The organism is Lysinibacillus sp. RS11 (assembly GCF_042019215.1).
Lineage (GTDB): Bacteria > Bacillota > Bacilli > Bacillales_A > Planococcaceae > Lysinibacillus > Lysinibacillus xylanilyticus_A.
On the sequence record NZ_CP168124.1, the window covers coordinates 3,225,342 to 3,239,449 of the forward strand.

Genomic DNA, 14,108 nt, shown 5'->3' on the forward strand with positions numbered 1-14,108 from the left:
TCATTCTCCTTGTAGGCCTTGTATTGGACTGGCAATGTTTTCATTGACTAAAAATAGAACTTTCCCTTCAACTGTACCATTCCCCCACTTTACCTGTAAAAGGTTTTCTTTTTTTATAACCGTTTTCGTAGGTAATGAACGCAGCACCTTTTCATGTAGTAATGGTATGAGCAATGAATCTATTTTGGATTCATCAAGCTCAACTTGCATTTTTTTAGTGTACTGTTCCTCAACAATCGAAATATATGGATCGAGCCAATTAGGTAGATCTTTCTTTTGCACATAGTCAACTTTTTCTTTATGAATGCCTTTCACTAGTACACGCCACCGCTTCTGTTGTAGCGTTTCCATCGTGAGCTTTGTTGGAATTTTAAACGAACATTCAAGCCAATAATCAGCGTAAACCTCTCCCTTTGCCCCAACAAAAACATCGTCTTCACCACTTTCAATTACTCCACTTACGAGCGTATCACCTTCGTACGCTGTATCATTCACTGAAATTTTACGTTCACCATTCTGAATATTAAAGTGAGTAATTACACCACTTTTTGTTGCTACTAAATGCGTAGCAAGTTTTTCATTCGTTTGTTTAGTTTGTTTCGGGGACTCCTGAGGCCGTAAAATTACACGTCCGCCATACTTTTCAATATGCACCCACGAAAGATCTCGATGCTCTTCTAAAAGCTTCTGACGAATGACAGCGTCTGAAGGTAATACTTTTTTAGTCATGGGCGTTTCTAATTGAAATGTATTTTGAAAGGTCTTGCCTAGACGTTGCTCTAACTCTGGTGATGCCGCTTCTATGTCTACACGCCAAATAACCTGTGCACATAGTAATGGAATTAATATCATCATCGCTAGGCCAAGTAAGGTCCAAAGCTGTGCCCGAAAAACATGAAGCTCATCAGCATAATAGACAGCCATTTTAAGTCGATAATGACTTCGTTCACGACGAATTTTGGATAGATAGTGCATAGTTGTTTCAAAAGCAACCTCTTGCTCACGAAAGACAACACGCTTTAATGGTACATGTTGTGCGTGCAATGCTTGAATAAAAGGATGAACATTTTCGTGGCGCTTTATACGTATGATAATTGGTCGATTATTCCACATTATCGCTCACACCCATATCCTTTGTCATTTTCATATGAAGCTCCTGCAAATCCTCTACAGAAAGATGAAGCATTTCTTCTTTAAGAGCATTAATTTCTACTGATTTTCCACGCACAGTAATATGATAGTCTGCATAGATAAAAGAGCATGACGAAGCATCAGCATGTAGGAAACGGTATGGGCCAATGATTTTTAATGTTTCATATTGGAATAATTCAAGTAGTGGCGTTAATTGAAATAGTTTTCTCATAAAAAATGCCTCCTTCTTCGGCAATATATGCATCGAAAAAGGAGGACATGCTGATTATTTTCTTTTTGCTTTCGGTGGACCTAAAACTTCTGCCATTACAACAGCCTGCATGAATGATTTTTTTGAATTTGGTAATTGAAAAGCCGACTGTGATCCAGCTACTTTCACCTCTTTTTTCCCAGCTGCCAAACGACCAATACTTTCTCTTTTCGTGGTACGACTAATTGTCTCAGTTGGGATTAACGGTGGTGCTATATAACTTGGCATTTCCTCTTTCACTGCTTCTTCGACATTTTTCTTTGACTTTTCCACTTTAGGCTGCTCATTGTTCCAATCTCCTAAAAATTCACGTGTAAAATCCTCAAAGCTTTGCGCTTTAGCAGTAGGACGTTGTTGTTGAACCTCCTCAACTGGAGGCTCAACATATGAATCCTTATTAAAAGGTGGCATTGTTTTTTGTTCTTTCTTATTTTTGGATTTCCCGAAAATAGAGCTGACTATGGCAATTATCGCAATTATAATTAATTGTTCCATTTATTAGTACCGCTCCTTTCCGTTTCTATGCGTTAGATTCATTGGTTTCTGGCTTATCTGAGCTTACTTTAGAAATGGAGTCTCGCATAGCTGTATCCGCTTGAATATTACGGTAGTTCATGTAATCCATAATACCAAGATTACCTGAACGTAGAGCCTCTGCCATTGCCTGTGGTACCTCAGCTTCTGCTTCTACTACTTTTGCTTTCATCTCTTGTACACGCGCAATCATTTCTTGCTCGTTCGCTACGGCCATTGCACGACGTTCCTCTGCTTTCGCTTGGGCAATGTTTTTATCTGCCTGCGCTTGTTCAATTTGTAATTCTGCACCGATGTTTTTGCCGATATCAACGTCTGCAATATCGATCGATAAGATTTCAAATGCTGTCCCAGAATCTAGACCTTTTGATAATACAGTTTGAGAAATCATATCAGGATTTTCAAGAACTGTCGTATGACTAGAGGCACTACCGATTGTAGAAACGATCCCCTCACCTACACGGGCAATAACTGTTTCTTCACCAGCACCACCGACTAAACGTTCAATGTTTGCGCGCACTGTAATACGTGCCTTCGCTTTTACTTCAATCCCGTTCATAGCAACACCTGCAATAAATGGTGTTTCAATAACTTTCGGGTTAACAGACATTTGTACAGCTTCTAATACATCACGACCTGCTAAATCAATTGCCGCACAACGTTCAAATGTTAACTCGATATTTGCACGATGAGCTGCGATTAACGCATTGACTACTCGGTCAACATTACCACCTGCTAAATAGTGACTTTCAAGTTGATTAATCGTAACAGGTAATCCCGCTTTATGTGCTTTAATTAACGGGTTCACGATTCGTGATGGGATTACACGACGTAAACGCATCCCGATTAACGTGAAAATACTAACACGGACACCTGCTGCAAGTGCAGAAATCCACAGCGCCACTGGCACAAAGGTAAAGAATACCGCGAGCACAATAAACAATACGACTAGCCCTGCAATTGGACCTATTAAAGCTAAATCAAAACCCATTTGCTATTCCTCCATCTCTTTTTCTGTTGGTCTCACAACAATACGCGAGCCTTCTACTTTAATAATTTCTACATGTTCCTCTGCATCAACGTAGCCACCTTCTGATACTACGTCAATACGTTCACTACCAAATAGCATTGTACCTGCCGGACGGAGTGGTGTAATTGTTTTACCCACTTTTCCGAGCAACTCTGTGCGATTAACGTTAGACACATAGCCTTCTTCCGTTGTTGTCGCATCCAACAAGACTAGCTTGTTTAAAACATGCAATTTTTTACCGAAAAATTTCATCAGAATCACCATTCCTATTATCGCTACAACAAGAGCAATGAAAATCGCTAAAATCATTTGCATCATGTTTGCACCTGCCAGTATTAGACTTAGTAATATAAGTACACCACCTAAAACACCAACAATACCTCCGGGGACAAAAAACTCCGCAATGACAAGAGCTAAACCTACAATAAATAAAAGTAATGTTTCATACCCAGCCAAGCCTGCTACCATATGACCGAAGAAAAATAATCCAAGAGCTGACAATCCCATTACACCCGGAACACCAAAACCTGGCGAAAACAGCTCCATGACAAGCCCTAAGCTAGCAATCGACAACAGTATTGGTATTATTATTGGATTCGTAATAAAACGAGCAATTTTTTCTGAAAAAGTAGGTTCAATCTGTACGACATCACTACCTTTTAATTGCGTTTTTTCTAAAAGGTCTTGGAAATTCGAAACGGTTTCTTCAGAATAACCAACTTCTTTTGCCTCTGAAGCAGATAAAGTTAATAATCTCCCTTTTTCTGCCCGATATTGTGGTAAATTAATGGATGCATCAGCCATTGCTCGTGCATATTTTGGATTGCGATTTGACGATTCCGCAGCTGCCTCCATTTGAGCAAGCCACGCACTATGAGCCTTTAAATCTGCCATATTCCCTGCTGAGTCGATTACTGCAGCCGCACCGATTGTTCCATTTGGCACCATATAGATTTCATCCGCATGTAAGGCTAAAAAGGCACCTGCAGAATGCGCGTCTTTGTTAATATACGCAATCGTACGTATGTCCGTTGCATCCATAAGCATAGCAATTTCACCCGCTGCATTCACGAAACCTCCAGGCGTATGAATGTCTAGAATTATTGCTGTTGCACTGTTTTCTTCCGCCTCTTTAAAAGCTCGTTCTAAAAATGCGTGAAGCCCTCGTTCTACTTCATTATGAATAGGTATGTGGTAGACCTTGCTACTTGCAAAAGCCGACGTTAATGGAAACGCTAACAAAAAAGTCATCCAAATAACTAATAAATAGCTGAGGAACCTCCGTCTTCGCATCTTTTTCCCTCCCTTCTAACATGCTTCTCTACTGTATATACGACTGACCATGTAAAAAGTTTCACAAATCCTAATAATTTTATTATACAGTGATTATTACATCTGTGGGACTTTATTAGTCGATATAGTTACCAATGTATCAACGGTAACATAAAAAGCCGAATGGATCGCAATGATCACATTCGGCTTCTTCGATATGTACGTAAATTTGAGCACAAAGTAAAATACCCGAAATTAACCAAAAAATGATTAATTTCAGGTATATTTTTGTCTGCTCAGTGAATCATACAATTGCGTGTTATGAACGTAGGGATTTTTAATGGGAAATTAAATTACCACTTACGTTTACGTGCAGCTTCTGATTTCTTTTTACGTTTAACGCTAGGTTTTTCGTAGAACTCGCGCTTTCTAACTTCTTGAATTGTACCACTTTTTGATACAGTACGTTTGAAGCGGCGAAGAGCATCTTCAAGCGATTCGTTTTTGCGAACGACAGTTTTTGACATCTCTCTTTCCCTCCCTCCGAACACACGTCAGTACACAAATAGGCAAATAACCTTCTGCTGTGTACTAAAGAATTATAACGTATTGTCTAAAAATGGTCAATAGAAAGTGTAAGAATTAATATGGTGAATTTTTAATTTTATTTCTTGAGGAATTTCAGGTTGATTTTTTGACCACAATAAATTGAATCTTTTCATCTTCGGAGGTATCTTTATCCCCGCTGATTATTAGGGCAGATAGACCCCACCTTGTTTGCCCTTGGCGTTCTCGTGCCCGTTAATGAGGGATAATTATGTATTTCAAAAAAATTTATGGTTTACAAAAAATAGAATATAGGCGTAGAATAATCACATTCAATTGCATAACAGCCTAATCTCAATAATGTTTGAGAACGGAGGAACCAGTATTTTGGGGTTAATTCTGCATGAGCAGAAGGAATGAGAAACTCTTTCGCCATTCTACCCGTCAGCTAACTTCGTCGGCTCCAGCGAAGGGGGTCATGTTAGACCACTATTATGAGTATGTTTATTTTTTAAGCCTTTATAATCTTGAAACATACAAAACAGTTGGTCTTTTTATTATGTAAATTTTTTTAATGATTTTAAAAATCTTTATCCAAACATTGAGGAGATTAAAATGAAAACAGTTAAAAATAAATTAAATCCTCCTAAAATACTGGTGTTGGGCTTTGCAACTATTATCCTGATTGGAACACTTTTGTTAACTCTTCCTATTTCGACAGAGAATGGTCAGGGACTTTCTTTTTTAGACGCATTATTTACGGCGACTTCTGCAACGTGTGTAACTGGCTTGGTTGTTGTGGATACTGGCGATACATTTTCAGTATTTGGAGAACTAGTCATTTTATTTCTTATCCAAATTGGTGGATTAGGCTTTATGACGTTTGCAACATTATTATTTTTACTATTAGGAAAAAAAATTTCCTTAAAAGAAAGACTTTTATTAAAAGAGGCCTTCAATAATATTACAATGGCTGGTCTTGTCAAATTGGTTAGACGGATATTACTTTTTACTGCAGTAATTGAAATAATAGGTGGTTTAATTTTATCTATCCGTTTTTCGTTCGATATGCCTGTAGGTAAAGCTATATATTATGGTTTTTTCCATTCCATCTCGAATTTTAATAATGCTGGATTTGATTTAATGGGGGGCTTTAATGGGTTGACCGAATATGTAGACGACCCGTTTATCGTTTTAACTATTTGCGCTCTTATTACAATTGGGGGCTTAGGGTTTATCGTCATAAATGAACTATATGAATATCGGGAAACAAAACGCCTTTCCGTGCATTCAAAAATTGTATTAACCACAACGCTTATTTTAACAGTTGGCTCGACGTTTTTAATTTTCTTATTTGAATATGGAAATAGCAAAACTATTGGACCATTGTCTGAATGGGGCAAATTTCTTGGTTCATTATACCAAGCTGTTACCCCAAGGACTGCTGGTTCTAATACTCTTCCTATAGGAGACTTAACACAATCCACACTATTTTTAATCATCTTACTAATGTTCATTGGTGCAGGTTCTGGTTCCACTGCTGGCGGAATAAAAATAACAACCTTCGCGCTTTTAGTTGCCACGATGTGGTCACAAATTAGAGGGAAAGAAGATGTTGTCCTCTTTAGACGTAGAATAGTTAACGAAACCATATTAAAAGCTTTAACAGTCACAATGTGCGGAATGATGATTGTTATACTCGTCACGTTTGTCTTAAGTATTACCGAGCAAGGACATAGTTTTATGATGTATTTATTTGAGGCAACCTCTGCGTTTGCTACAGTTGGACTTTCAATGGGTCTAACTCCAGAGCTATCACCTGGTGGCCGACTCGTCATCATATTGACAATGTTTGCAGGTAGATTAGGTCCATTAACAATTGCTTTTGCCATAACAAAACGACGGAAATCTGAGGCATTCCGTCATCCTAAGGGAAATATTATGATTGGGTAATCACGATAAAGGAGTGTAGAGTGCAATGTCTATTAAACAATATGCTGTAATTGGCCTAGGTAGATTTGGAACAAGTGTAGCTCGCAGATTACATGAAGCTGGGCAGGAAGTTTTAGGAATCGACATTAATGAGGAAAGAGTCGAAGATGCCGAACTATATGTGACACATGCAGTAGTCGCTGACACGACAGAAGAAAAAGCTCTTACCTCTTTAGGAATAGGCAATTTCGATTATGTCATCGTTGCAATAGGCAATGATATGCAATCGAGCATTTTAACCGTATCGTTATTAAAAGAACTTGGCATCAAAAAAGTGATTGCAAAGGCTCTTGGAAAAAGACACGGGCAAGTTTTAGATAAAGTAGGAGCTGACTGGATTATCTATCCTGAAAGAGATATGGGAGAGCGAGTTGCCAATCAGCTTCTCTCACCCAATATGCTAAACTATATTGAATTATCAAAAGAATACAGTATAGAAGAAATTATGATTCCTTCAAAGATGGCTGGACAAAATATGCGAGATTTAGACCTTCGCGCGAAATATAATGTAAGTGTCATTGCCATTGTTCGAGAAGGAGACATTATCATTTCTCCCTCACCTGAGCAGATTATTGAAAAAGAAGATTTATTAGTAATGATTGGTCACCGGAAGGATCTTGCTTTATTCGCAAATATCGAATAAGCAATCAAATAGGGTATATCAAAAGGAGTTTTCTTTTGATATACCCTATTTCTTTTTCTTATTTGCTTTAAAAGAATTTCTTTCGATCTCTATCATCTTTTAAAATCTCTACAGCTTCTCTGAAACGTTGAGAATGGACAACTTCTCGTTCACGTAAAAATTTCAAGCTATCATTTAAATCCGTGTCATCTGATAAATCAATAATCCATTGATATGTGGCACGTGCTTTTTCTTCAGCTGCAATATCCTCATATAAATCAGCAATCGGATCCCCTTTAGCCTGAATATATGTTGCAGTAAACGGTGATCCAGCCGCATTTTGATAAAACAATGCTCGATCATGATTGGCATAGTGCTCGCCAAGGCCCGCTTCTTTTAGCATCTCAGGAGTAGCATCCTTAGTGAGTTTATAAATCATTGTTGCAATCATTTCTAAGTGGGAAAATTCCTCGGTCGCTATATCGGTTAACAACCCCACCACTTTATCAGGAATAGTATAGCGCTGATTCATATACCGAAGTGCTGCTGCTAATTCTCCATCTGCACCACCATATTGCTCAATTAAATACTTTGCTAGCGTCGGATTACATGTACTCACCTTTACAGGATATTGGAGCTTCTTTTCATAATACCACAAAAATAATTCCTCCTAGTTACTCATAATCAATTATGCCTCTGCATAATTGCGTCCGAATTCCGTGACATATACCGGAGACTTTAGACCAACAGATATTTTTTGTGCGAAAGCGCAGTGCTAACGTAGCGGCAGCACAAGGGTTTCGTCTGTGCAAAAGCGTAGCGGCAACAACAACAACAACAACAACAACAACAACATAACGTTGGTCACTCAGGCGTTTTCACAGGATGTGAAGTTCTTAGCCTGAGTTCCTTTATTTCAGCGGATGTTTAGGCATCTGATGAAAGTAACCCACCCCCGCATTCATTTCAACACCTTTAGGGGTGGTGGACTTCTGCATCTGCCGTTTCACTTTCGTTACAAAAAAGAAGTTAGACTTGCCATGGCCATGGTGTATCAATCCAAGTAAAAGGATACTGCGAATAACTTCTGCCAAAATTCATCAGCGGTCCAAATTTTTGCTCGAACTCAACCTTAAGTTTCATACTTTTTTCTGTGTTTTCATTAAATTGTTGAATGGCATCATAATCGTGAGGATGCGTATCTAAATAAAGATTTAATTCCACTATTACAAAATCTATTGCTTGTAATTCCTCCAGGAGCTTATAAAATTCGGGTGGCATTTCTTTACTCATGCTTCATCCCTCCTTTTTGAGGATCTGGATAAGGGCTAAATAGTTGGGGCCAAAGCGTTCCTGATTTAAGAGCTTCTTTAGGGGTTGGGTATTGAGGTAGCCCAGGTGGTTGAAAACCCATATACAGCTGAGGTGGTGTAGAATAGCTTTTCACTTTAATAGGCTTACAAGGATCGAATGGGCTAATATAAGGCTTCCAATACTTAAATTGTGTAAACATTGTATCCTCCCTTCCGCAATCAATTGCATCAGTGGAGTATATGAGGCAGTTCAAGGTTTTATTCTGGTGGAAATTAAAGGATACTTCACCAGATGAGCGGTTCATCACCAAAACATGTGGTTGATTTCCATTCCGACTGGGCGCTTTGCCGCTGACGCTTCGCTTTCGCGCAGATAAAACATTTGTTGCTGTCGCTTCGCTTTCGCACAGATAAAACATTTGCCGCTGACGCTTCGCTTTCGCGCAGAGCAGAGCTTCCTGGGGGCGTCCGATGAGCCGCTTCACTCGCGTTGCTCGCTCTAGGGTCTCGGGCCTACACGATGTAGGTTACGAAGGCGTTATCACAGGACGTGATGCTCTTAGCCTTCGTTCCTCTACCGCTGATCCCCAAGGAGTCACCCAGCCTCCACTCCAATCAACTTATTTATATAGTATATGTTTTAACAAATGTCATCCACAACTTTTGGTGATGAGCCAGATGAGCACTAATCAAAATAACGAAAAGTCACATGTACAAAGTAGCATACGCAATGAATTGGATGATGAATCTGGAATCAAGGTTAAAAAGCCACCTAAATGGTAGCCTTAAGCTTGAGCTGCTGCTTTATTTAATATCCGATATTGTACTATTGCAATAAGATATAGTAGAATCCCTAAAATTATAAATAAAAGAGATACTGACATCACTTTGTAGAGTCCAGCAATTATTGAGCCTATAGCCATTCCTGAATAACGGATAAAATTAAAAAGTCCAAGTGCAGCCCCTCTGTTGTCGCAATACTCATTACTTATAATAGTTGAGAAAAGAGGAGGAGCAAAACCGACAGTTATTCCATAGCAGAATAGCACAATACTCAATCCAGCTATTGAACTTGCTTGTAACAAGCCAAATAGAATCACTTGCAATGGCATTAAAACTAAAATAGCGAGAAGTAATTTTTTTAGTGCTATTTTTTTCTGTAGACGTTTGTATAATACACTTCCTATAATCATGCTAACCGTTAAAGGTAAATACAGTATACCAATTATTTGCAATGAGACATGGTAATAATCACTGAGGAGTACTGGTAGGTAGACAAGAATAGAAAAGTATATAAAAAATACAAAAAAACCTAAAATGAACGAAGTTACCCCTGTACGATTAGATAGAACGGTAATGTATATATTTAAAATACCTTTATTATTAGATGGACGACTTTCCGCTCTATCACCAGGAAGTAAATACCAAAAAAGCATTAGTAGGATAATTGAAATAGTAAAAAGAAATAAAAAAACACCTGAATATCCAGAATAATGCCCAAGTAATCCACCTAAAATTGGCGAAATGGCAGGAGCAAGAGTGAGAAGTATTTGATATGTTCCCATTGCACTTCCTCTTGCCTCTCCTTCAAACAACTGCGCAATCATATTAATCGCCACTAAAGGGATGATTGCAGTACCAACGGATTGAAACATCCTAAAAATCATAAATATCGTAAAATTCGTAGAGAATGCACAAACTATTGAGGAAACACTAGTAATCACTAAACTAGTAATTAACAACTCTTTTTGGCTTCTTGAATCAATATATGTCCCTAAAACAATCTGCATAATTGCTGTAACAAATATAAAACCACCAACAGTGAAATTTACCCAATTAATACTCACTCCAAATGAATCCCGAATAAGGGGAATTGTTGGGGTGTATATATTCTGAAATAAAGAAGCACAAAAAGCACTGATACTCAACAAATACAAAACAAGTACTTTATTTTTGAATATTCGACCGCGCAATTTAATCACATCCACTTTGTTCTTCATTATCTTTCAAGCTTCCTGTAACAACATTCAAAAATTTAGTAATAGCATCTAATTCTGTATCACTAAATTTTTTTAGTAAACTTAAATATTTATTTCTTGCTTTTTGATGTAATTGTTCGTGAACAAGGGCTAATCTTTTACCTGACTCGGTTAATACATAATGAATCTCTTTTTTATTCCTCTCAAGCTGAGTTTTCGCAATCATGTTGTTTTGTAATAACTTTCTTACAGCTTTTGTAATAGCAGGCTTGGAAACATTCAACTTACTAGATAACTCACTATTATTAGCTGATCCACATTCCTTAACCATTGCAACAATATGTAATTGAGTAAGTGTCCAATCTAATACAATTGCATCACTTTCTTCCTCTCCCCTGCTAGCAACACTTCTTTTCTTTTGCGAAGCTTCTCTTTCAGTAATAAAGTTTTGCAAAGCATCTATTACTTGTTCCTTCTTATCCATTTATACTTCTCCTTTACCACGTAATTATTGTTAACCAGTTAACTATAATTCAAAAATACAGCAATCTTTTTATTATGTCAATTCTCAGTAACTTTCTTCTGTGACATAAAACACCCCATAAATGTTAATTATTTTTTCTAACATTTACGGGGCAATTCTTTTTAGTAGATGCTTTTCACGATTTTTGAAGAATAACCTAGCATTAGGGTAGTTTATTGCCTCTCCCTACAATTTTAGTTTTTCTAAGAAGTTACTCTTATAAAACTGACGACCAATAATTTAACAATAGTACAACTACTTTATTTTACTATCCCATTTCCCAGAAACGGCAGATAACATTAACCAGGGCTCGATCACTAAATTAATGAAAATATGAGCTACGATTGGAGCAAAGGTACTTCTTCCAGCCATAATATATAATATTGCGAGAAGACTTCCTAAAATTGTAGTACATATAATCACAGGTAGTGCAATCTTCCACTCTCCTCTCAAAAGTATCCATGCACCGTGAGCCATTCCAAATAGTAGTCCAGAAATTAGTATTTGCAATATATCTGAAAATGCAATAGATAATAAATATTCCATAAGTAAATGTCTAAAAATCACTTCTTCAACTATTCCAGTCACAATAGCAGCCCATATACCGATTATTTTAAGCCAGGAAAAGGTAAATAAATGTGCTCTTACGAAAGGTAATGCAATGATTGTATAGGCGATGTAACCTATTACAATCAAAAGTATAAAAATCCAAATATATAAATGTGAAATTACTTCTCTCCTATAGCCAATTCCTTGTTCAATAAAACCTACTGGATTATTCACAAACCAAAAAATTATACTGGCCGTGAGAATAATCGCAATAATCGTCAATATCCAACCTGTTTTAATTCTTTCTTTTGAAGTAGTTAATGCCCCCATACGATAAATCAACCTCCTTTTTGAGCTCAATATATCGAATGAAAAGCACGCAAACAATGCGTTTGGAGTAACATGTTGCCACGATTGTGTAACATGCCTTTTTCAAAGAATAACCTGCATTTTCCCAAACACTGGGTATGCTATAATTTTTTGAGAGGTGATAATTCTGAAAATAGAGATAAAAATTGATACAGAGTATGAAGAACCACACATTACAATTTGTACAGCAAAACTTACTCCAACGATTCAAGCTGCTATTTCATTATTACAACAAGAGAATGAAGAACAAATTTTAACAGGAATAGCCAATAATAAAACATATATCATTAATCCAAATTCAATTATTGTTATTCGAACTGAAGGCAGAGAATTAGCTTTATACGATGAGGATGATCATCGTCTTATTTTAAGTAAACCTTTATATGAATTAGAGCAACTATTGGGGAATAATTTTATACGGATTTCTAAATCTGCAATTATAAACCTATCAAAAATTAAAAATATTGAGGCTTCATTTAATGGCACAATGGAAATTGAGCTTGTTTTAGGCATTAAAGAAGTAATTTCTCGTAATTATCGTAAGCAATTTAAAAAGCGTTTGGGGGTTTAAATAGATGCATTTTATTAAGAATGTAGGATTTGGTATAAGTATGGGATGTACAGTTTTTGTTGTTATTAATCTTTTTGGTTATTGGATTTTTGGAGACAATTTTTTAGAAGCTGTTATGGCTGATTTCATACATCAGGTTTTAGGTTCAATAATTGTAGGCGTTGCTTGTGTATTACCATCATCTATTTATAAAGTAGAGCGTTTAACGTTTTTACAACAAACGGCTATCCATTTTACCATTTCTATAGGAATATTTTTAGTTGTTGCGTTACTTTTAAATTGGATTCCAGCATCATCTCTAGGATCGATTCTGTTAATGTTATTTTTCAGTATTTTACTTTTTACTATTTCTTGGCTGCTATTTTATTTATATAACCAAACTGAAGCGAAAAAAATGAATAGAAAGATTGATGAGCTAATCAATAAGCACCATAACAACCTATAATAATTTTATACAAAAAAATGATGTGAAATTTCAACTCACATCATTTTTAGAATGGATGATTTGGTCTATAGTTTAAGGTTTTTAGGTAAAACAGGTAAGCGCAAAAAGGCTTCGAGATGCCTGAAAGTTACTAGAATAACAAATCAGAAACTACTTGTACAATTAACAAGAAAAAGATAATAGGTAAAAGCGTTTGAATCCATTTGCCTTTCATATAAGGTAAAATTTTCAATCCAATAAACGATCCGAAAATTGAGCCAACAGTTACAGGTATAGCAATTCCCCAATTCATAATGCCTAAAAAGTAGTAAAAGACAAATGCTCCTGAACAACTTGAAAATGATATGATTCGTGTAAATTCAACTGCTTTTATATAAAGATAATGCTTTTTCAAATAATACGTTATATTCATCAATGCTGATCCTGGTCCAAAACCCCCATCATACATACTAATAAGAAATGGAATAGCCAATGATGTCGGCTGTACTTCCGTTTCTTTTTCATCAGCTGCTAGAAATTTATTGCTCTTTACTACAATGAAAAAGGCAAAAATAAGTATGATACAAGCGATAACATTCATTATTTGCTCGGATAATCGAGTAGCAAAAAATGCACCCATTACACCGCCAAAACTAGAAATTATAATAAGGGGTATAACGGTTTGAATTGAAATATTTCTTTTTACAATAAATGTTATAACATTTGATAAAGCTGAAACGCCTGTTGCAAATTTATTGATCGCAACAGTTGTGTGTATTGGAACTCCAACTAATAACATAGCAGGCAATAAAATAAATCCAGCTGCACCAAACATAACACCTATAATTGCGGCAATTACCCCAATAATAAATAGTTGCAATCCATTTATTGAAATCCACTCACTTAATAAAACTCCCATAAAATCACCTCTACCTTAAAAATACTGATATAATCCATATAAAACAATTTAATATTTTTAGCG

At 36.5% G+C, this 14,108-nt stretch carries 17 protein-coding genes and 1 riboswitch; of the genes, 4 read left to right on the top strand and 13 right to left on the bottom strand.

Features of this window, described 5'->3' with window-relative positions; all coding sequences use genetic code 11:
• From AB9L17_RS16700 to rpsU, 6 genes are all read right to left on the bottom strand, one after another.
• On the bottom strand, positions 1-1,113 hold the full coding sequence (locus AB9L17_RS16700; RefSeq protein ID WP_068983612.1) for a sporulation protein YqfD: 1,113 nt from the start codon (positions 1,111-1,113) through the stop codon (positions 1-3).
• Entirely contained in the window at positions 1,103-1,363 is a 261-nt protein-coding gene (locus AB9L17_RS16705) for a hypothetical protein (RefSeq protein ID WP_068983613.1), read from the bottom strand. Before AB9L17_RS16705 ends, AB9L17_RS16700 begins: the two co-directional genes overlap by 11 nt.
• 54 nt (positions 1,364-1,417) lie before the next feature.
• Positions 1,418-1,897, bottom strand: a complete 480-nt coding sequence (locus AB9L17_RS16710; RefSeq protein WP_068983614.1) for a hypothetical protein — start codon at positions 1,895-1,897, stop codon at positions 1,418-1,420.
• A 25-nt stretch (positions 1,898-1,922) separates the two neighbouring features.
• On the bottom strand, positions 1,923-2,927 hold the full coding sequence (gene floA / locus AB9L17_RS16715; RefSeq protein ID WP_068983615.1) for a flotillin-like protein FloA: 1,005 nt from the start codon (positions 2,925-2,927) through the stop codon (positions 1,923-1,925).
• Between the two features lie 3 nt (positions 2,928-2,930).
• Positions 2,931-4,259: an NfeD family protein gene (locus AB9L17_RS16720; RefSeq protein WP_375199504.1), complete on the bottom strand. Its 1,329-nt coding sequence runs from the start codon at positions 4,257-4,259 to the stop codon at positions 2,931-2,933.
• Between the two features lie 332 nt (positions 4,260-4,591).
• The gene (rpsU, locus tag AB9L17_RS16725) at positions 4,592-4,765 is read right to left on the bottom strand and encodes a 30S ribosomal protein S21 (RefSeq protein WP_004227078.1); all 174 of its coding nucleotides are present in this window, start codon (positions 4,763-4,765) and stop codon (positions 4,592-4,594) included.
• A gap of 354 nt (positions 4,766-5,119) precedes the next feature.
• Positions 5,120-5,262, top strand: a riboswitch (cyclic di-AMP (ydaO/yuaA leader).
• A gap of 137 nt (positions 5,263-5,399) precedes the next feature.
• Here rpsU and AB9L17_RS16730 point away from each other — a divergent pair.
• Positions 5,400-6,737 (top strand): TrkH family potassium uptake protein, encoded by a 1,338-nt coding sequence (locus AB9L17_RS16730; protein ID WP_068983617.1) that lies wholly within the window; start codon positions 5,400-5,402, stop codon positions 6,735-6,737.
• Positions 6,738-6,762: 25 nt separating this feature from the next.
• Positions 6,763-7,419, top strand: coding sequence for a potassium channel family protein (locus AB9L17_RS16735; RefSeq protein ID WP_068983618.1), 657 nt, complete (start codon positions 6,763-6,765; stop codon positions 7,417-7,419).
• A gap of 67 nt (positions 7,420-7,486) precedes the next feature.
• Here AB9L17_RS16735 and AB9L17_RS16740 read toward each other — a convergent pair whose 3' ends face one another.
• The 6 genes from AB9L17_RS16740 to AB9L17_RS16765 form a co-directional block, all read right to left on the bottom strand.
• On the bottom strand, positions 7,487-8,056 hold the full coding sequence (locus AB9L17_RS16740) for a manganese catalase family protein (RefSeq protein WP_068983619.1): 570 nt from the start codon (positions 8,054-8,056) through the stop codon (positions 7,487-7,489).
• Between the two features lie 371 nt (positions 8,057-8,427).
• Positions 8,428-8,691 carry a spore coat protein CotJB gene (locus AB9L17_RS16745; protein ID WP_068983620.1) on the bottom strand — a complete coding sequence of 88 codons (264 nt, stop codon included), beginning with the start codon at positions 8,689-8,691 and terminating at the stop codon, positions 8,428-8,430.
• Positions 8,684-8,911 carry a spore coat associated protein CotJA gene (locus tag AB9L17_RS16750; RefSeq protein WP_068984061.1) on the bottom strand — a complete coding sequence of 76 codons (228 nt, stop codon included), beginning with the start codon at positions 8,909-8,911 and terminating at the stop codon, positions 8,684-8,686. The genes AB9L17_RS16745 and AB9L17_RS16750 overlap by 8 nt, the downstream gene beginning before the upstream one ends.
• Before the next feature lie 585 nt (positions 8,912-9,496).
• Positions 9,497-10,711, bottom strand: coding sequence for an MFS transporter (locus AB9L17_RS16755; RefSeq protein ID WP_068983622.1), 1,215 nt, complete (start codon positions 10,709-10,711; stop codon positions 9,497-9,499).
• Complete coding sequence (locus AB9L17_RS16760; protein WP_068983623.1) at positions 10,686-11,174, bottom strand: MarR family transcriptional regulator; 489 nt, start codon at positions 11,172-11,174, stop codon at positions 10,686-10,688. Before AB9L17_RS16760 ends, AB9L17_RS16755 begins: the two co-directional genes overlap by 26 nt.
• Before the next feature lie 294 nt (positions 11,175-11,468).
• Complete coding sequence (locus tag AB9L17_RS16765) at positions 11,469-12,092, bottom strand: CPBP family intramembrane glutamic endopeptidase (RefSeq protein WP_068983624.1); 624 nt, start codon at positions 12,090-12,092, stop codon at positions 11,469-11,471.
• Between the two features lie 157 nt (positions 12,093-12,249).
• On the opposite strand from AB9L17_RS16765, the gene AB9L17_RS16770 reads away from it, so the two are divergent.
• On the top strand, positions 12,250-12,702 hold the full coding sequence (locus AB9L17_RS16770) for a LytTR family DNA-binding domain-containing protein (RefSeq protein WP_223556019.1): 453 nt from the start codon (positions 12,250-12,252) through the stop codon (positions 12,700-12,702).
• Positions 12,703-12,706: 4 nt separating this feature from the next.
• On the top strand, positions 12,707-13,147 hold the full coding sequence (locus AB9L17_RS16775) for a DUF3021 domain-containing protein (protein WP_375199505.1): 441 nt from the start codon (positions 12,707-12,709) through the stop codon (positions 13,145-13,147).
• A gap of 130 nt (positions 13,148-13,277) precedes the next feature.
• Here AB9L17_RS16775 and AB9L17_RS16780 read toward each other — a convergent pair whose 3' ends face one another.
• Complete coding sequence (locus AB9L17_RS16780) at positions 13,278-14,045, bottom strand: sulfite exporter TauE/SafE family protein (protein WP_068983626.1); 768 nt, start codon at positions 14,043-14,045, stop codon at positions 13,278-13,280.
• Between the last annotated feature and the right edge of the window lie 63 nt (positions 14,046-14,108).

Excerpts from the sequence above, each read along its gene's own strand:
- AB9L17_RS16700 (WP_068983612.1), bottom strand. The coding sequence starts at position 1,113 with ATGTGGAATAATCGACCAATTATCATACGTATAAAGCGCCACGAAAAT.
- AB9L17_RS16705 (WP_068983613.1), bottom strand. The coding sequence starts at position 1,363 with ATGAGAAAACTATTTCAATTAACGCCACTACTTGAATTATTCCAATAT.
- AB9L17_RS16710 (WP_068983614.1), bottom strand. The coding sequence starts at position 1,897 with ATGGAACAATTAATTATAATTGCGATAATTGCCATAGTCAGCTCTATT.
- floA (WP_068983615.1), bottom strand. The coding sequence starts at position 2,927 with ATGGGTTTTGATTTAGCTTTAATAGGTCCAATTGCAGGGCTAGTCGTA.
- AB9L17_RS16720 (WP_375199504.1), bottom strand. The coding sequence starts at position 4,259 with ATGCGAAGACGGAGGTTCCTCAGCTATTTATTAGTTATTTGGATGACT.
- rpsU (WP_004227078.1), bottom strand. The coding sequence starts at position 4,765 with ATGTCAAAAACTGTCGTTCGCAAAAACGAATCGCTTGAAGATGCTCTT.
- AB9L17_RS16730 (WP_068983617.1), top strand. The coding sequence starts at position 5,400 with ATGAAAACAGTTAAAAATAAATTAAATCCTCCTAAAATACTGGTGTTG.
- AB9L17_RS16735 (WP_068983618.1), top strand. The coding sequence starts at position 6,763 with ATGTCTATTAAACAATATGCTGTAATTGGCCTAGGTAGATTTGGAACA.
- AB9L17_RS16745 (WP_068983620.1), bottom strand. The coding sequence starts at position 8,691 with ATGAGTAAAGAAATGCCACCCGAATTTTATAAGCTCCTGGAGGAATTA.
- AB9L17_RS16750 (WP_068984061.1), bottom strand. The coding sequence starts at position 8,911 with ATGTTTACACAATTTAAGTATTGGAAGCCTTATATTAGCCCATTCGAT.
- AB9L17_RS16755 (WP_068983622.1), bottom strand. The coding sequence starts at position 10,711 with ATGAAGAACAAAGTGGATGTGATTAAATTGCGCGGTCGAATATTCAAA.
- AB9L17_RS16760 (WP_068983623.1), bottom strand. The coding sequence starts at position 11,174 with ATGGATAAGAAGGAACAAGTAATAGATGCTTTGCAAAACTTTATTACT.
- AB9L17_RS16765 (WP_068983624.1), bottom strand. The coding sequence starts at position 12,092 with ATGGGGGCATTAACTACTTCAAAAGAAAGAATTAAAACAGGTTGGATA.
- AB9L17_RS16775 (WP_375199505.1), top strand. The coding sequence starts at position 12,707 with ATGCATTTTATTAAGAATGTAGGATTTGGTATAAGTATGGGATGTACA.
- AB9L17_RS16780 (WP_068983626.1), bottom strand. The coding sequence starts at position 14,045 with ATGGGAGTTTTATTAAGTGAGTGGATTTCAATAAATGGATTGCAACTA.